Annotated in this window: 1 protein-coding gene; it reads right to left on the bottom strand. The window is 63.3% G+C overall.

Annotation, left to right across the window (positions count from 1 at the left end; all coding sequences use genetic code 11):
* Positions 1-84 precede the first annotated feature (84 nt).
* A partial coding sequence (locus ABZW16_RS43480) for a condensation domain-containing protein (RefSeq protein ID WP_354962014.1) occupies positions 85-3,405 on the bottom strand: 3,321 nt, incomplete at its 5' end.

Raw genomic sequence — 3,405 nt, 5'->3', positions numbered from 1 at the left:
TCTAAATCTTGTGATAACGCATTTACTACAGATGAACCTACACCATGTAGTCCGCCAGATACTTTGTATCCGCCACCACCGAATTTACCTCCGGCGGGTCGCGGCGATGGTGGTTTCGGTCGGCCCGTATTCGTTGAGCACTGCGCGGTCGCCGCCCCAGCGTTGGACCAACTCGCTGCCGTAGTCCTCACCGCCGACCATCAGATACTTCAGATCCGGTAGCGGCCAACGGGTGTGATCGATGGTGGACAACGCCGAGGGAGTAACGAGGGCGTGGCTGACATGTTCACGATCGAGCAGTGCGGCGAGCTCGTCGCCGCCGTAGACATCACTGGGCGCTACGACCAAGGTCGCCCCCGCGCTGAGCGCACACAGCAACTCCAGTACCGACACATCGAAGCTGGGCGAGGCCAAATGCAAGGTGCGGGAGCTGGATTCGATATCCATCGCATCCCGATGGGCCACGGCACAGTTGCCGAGGCCGCGGTGGGTCACCGCCACACCCTTGGGCAGCCCGGTCGATCCGGAGGTATAGATGACATAGGCGATATCGTCGATCCGCAGCGGACGAACCCGATCGCTGTCGGTGACCGGACCGCTGTCGGCCTCGTCGAACTCGTCGAGTAGCAGCCAATCGGCGTCGGGTAGTTGTGCGCGTACGGATGTCACGGTCAGACCGACCGCTGCCGCTGAATCGGTCATCATGTGCATGATGCGTTCCGCGGGATGGGTCGGATCGACAGGCAGGAACGCCGCCCCCGTTTTGGCGACTGCCCAGACCGCAAGAACAGAATCCGCCGAACGCGGAATACCGATCGCGACAACATCCTCCGGCCCGATTCCACGCCGAATCAGCAACCGCGCCAACCGGTTGGAACGCTCGTCCAACTCCCGATAGCTCAACCGCTCTCCGTCGAACACGATCGCGGTGCCGTCGGGATCGAACGCCGCCGCCGCACTCATCAGGCCGGGCAACGTGGCCGGTGCCGCCGCGGGAGCACCGGAACGGGCCAGCAGATCGGCTCGCTCGGCAGGCTCGAGAACATCGATAGACCCGACCGCAACAGACGGATCGGTGACGATCGACTCCAGGATCTGAATCCACCGGCGCGCAAGCGAATCGATCGTCGCGGCGTCGAACAGGTCGGTGGCATAGGTGACCGCAACAGTCATATCGCCGGTGTCATGGTTTTCCGACAGGATGAATTGCAGGTCGAACCGGGAGACCTCATTGGGCAGGTCGACCACCGACAGCTCGAGATCGGGGAGTTGCAGTGTTACCGGTGCCAGGTTCTGGAATGCCAGCATCACCTGGAACAGCGGGTGTCGTGCTTGGGAGCGCTGCACACCGAGTTTGTCCACCACCTGCTCGAACGGCACGTCGGCGTGTTCGAAGGCGTCCAGATCGGCTTGTTTGACCCGGCCGAGCAGTTCGGTGAACGATTCAGCGGGATCAATTTCGGTGCGCAACACCAGAGTGTTGACGAACATGCCGATCATGTCGTCGAGTGCGGCCACACCGCGCCCGGCGATCGGTGTGCCGATCGGAATATCGGTGGTGCCGCTCAACCGGGCCAGCGCGACCGCCAACGCGCCGTGGATCGCCATGAACAGCGACGAATTATGTTGGCGCGCGAGTTGTTCCAATGCCCGCACCACAGCGGCGGGCACCGAGTAACCGACCGTGGCGCCGCGGTTGGACATCACCACCGGCCGTGGCCGGTCGAACGGCAGAGGCAGTTCCTCGACGACACCGTGCAGTGTTTCGGTCCAGTAGCGGATCTGCTGGGCGCACAGTGATTGCGGATCATCGGGGGCGCCGAGGGTAGCTTGTTGCCACAGTGCGTAGTCGGCGTACTGGACCGGCAGCGGTGTCCACGCCGGGGCGGCCCCATGGATCCGCGCGGCATACGCCCTCGCCACATCACGCGCCAACGGGGTCATGGAGAAACCATCGGCGGCGATGTGGTGCACCACGACAGCAAGGACGTGTTCGGGTTCCTCGCCGCCGGTAATGCGGAACAATCGGGCACGTGCCGGTGCCTGGGTGCTCACATCGAAGCCTTCGGTGACGAATTCGGTGACCGTCTCGACCAAATCACCCGCTACGACCGGCACCACGACCAACTCACCGTCCACGCTCTCGACCGGTTCGATCAGTTGGATCAGCATGCCGTCGTGATCGGGGTAGCGCGTTCGCAGCGATTCGTGGCGCCCCAGCACGTCCAGGACCGCCGAGTGCAGGGCCTCGACGTTCAACTCGCCACGCAACCGAATCGCGATCGGCATGTTGTAGGCGCCCGATGCGGTGTCGTACTGGTTGAAGAACCACATCCGTTGCTGGGCCGGCGCCAACGGCACGAGATCCGGGCGCGGCCCGGCGACCAGCGGTGGGCGACGTCGCCCGGTCCCGGCATGCTGATCGATACGACCGGCCAGTTCCGCGACCGTGGACGCCTCGAACAACAATCGCACCGGAATCTCGGCATCCAACGCGGCCCCCAACCGCGCCGCGACCCGAGTCGCGACCAAACTATCCCCACCCAAAGCGAAGAACGAATCATCCAAACCGATCGCGTCGATACCCAAAACATCAATGAACGCTCGAGCGACCGTGTGTTCAGTCGGTGTATGCGGCGCACGGAACGGCTTGATATCGGTGAAAACCGGCTTCGGTAGCGCCTTTCGGTCCAGTTTGCCCACCGGCGTCAGCGGGATACGGTCGAGCACCATGATCGAGGACGGCACCATGTAGGACGGTAGATGGTCGGTGAGGTATTCGGTCAGTGTCGTGGTGTCGATGGTGTGGTCGGGTGGGGCGACAACGTAGGAGACCAGTGTTTGGGTTCCGGTGCCGTTGTGGTGGCCGATGGTGGTGGCGTAGGCGACGGTTTCGTGGGTGGTGAGTGTGGTGTCGACTTCGCCGAGTTCGATGCGGAGGCCGCGGATCTTTACCTGGAAGTCGGAGCGGCCCAGGTGTTGGATGGTTCCGTTGGTGGTCCAGCGGACGACGTCGCCGGTGCGGTACATGCGTTGGCCGGGTAGCCAGGGGCAGGCCACGAATCGTTCGGCTGTCACGTCTGCTCGGTGGTGGTATCCACGGGCGAGGAGATCACCCGCGATATACAACTCACCGGCCACCCCAACCGGAACCGGTTGCAGCCGCTGATCCAACACCCATGCCGAGGCACCGGATATCGGCCTACCGATCGTGACCAACTCACCAACTGCCAACGGGGCGCTCAGCGTCGCGGAGATGGTGGTCTCGGTGGGTCCGTATTCGTTGAGCACGACGCGGTCGCCGCCCCAGCGTTCGACCAACTCGCTGCCGTAGTCCTCGCCGCCGACCATCAGATACTTCAGATCCGGTAGCGGCCAACGGGTGTGATCGATGGTGGACAGTAC

Source organism: Nocardia sp. NPDC004604, from assembly GCF_040609795.1.
Lineage (GTDB): Bacteria > Actinomycetota > Actinomycetes > Mycobacteriales > Mycobacteriaceae > Nocardia.
Note: the sequence above shows the minus strand (reverse complement) of the source record. Positions and strands in the feature narration are given on the sequence as shown.